Origin of the sequence: Lysinibacillus sp. UGB7, from assembly GCF_049058285.1 — a bacterium.
Lineage (GTDB): Bacteria > Bacillota > Bacilli > Bacillales_A > Planococcaceae > Lysinibacillus > Lysinibacillus sphaericus_B.
Genome location: NZ_JBMGUV010000127.1, coordinates 1 through 405 on the forward strand (window position 1 = coordinate 1; position 405 = coordinate 405).

Genomic DNA, 405 nt, shown 5'->3' on the forward strand with positions numbered 1-405 from the left:
ACGAAAAAAACAGCAGATTCAAAAAATTGATCGACGTGCCGTCAAATCGGGAAAGGTACCCAAACAGGTGGTACGTGATTTAGCAGGCATTACGATTTATATGTCCAATCTACCTGACTCGATTTCTGCTAATCAAATCGTCGAACTATATCGCTTACGATGGCAAGTCGAGTTGCATTTTAAAGTATGGAAGTCTTATTTGGCAATCGACCATTTCAAAGTGATGAAGAAAGAAAGGTGGCTCTGTCACATATATGGCACCATTCTCGTTTATTTAATTAGTCAATTGATTGCCTATCAATTAAGAAATTTCATTTGGGAAGAGAAGCAAATAGAAATTAGTGAGATGGTCGCTATGCGTAGTATCGCTACAAAGGTTTTGCCTAAACTTTATGAAATGAGCAT

1 protein-coding gene is annotated in these 405 nt (G+C 37.5%); it reads left to right on the forward strand.

The window, feature by feature from the left end; all coding sequences use genetic code 11:
* Positions 1 to 405 (forward strand): transposase (locus ACOMCU_RS28360; protein ID WP_421052325.1); only part of this gene is annotated, 405 nt, incomplete at both ends.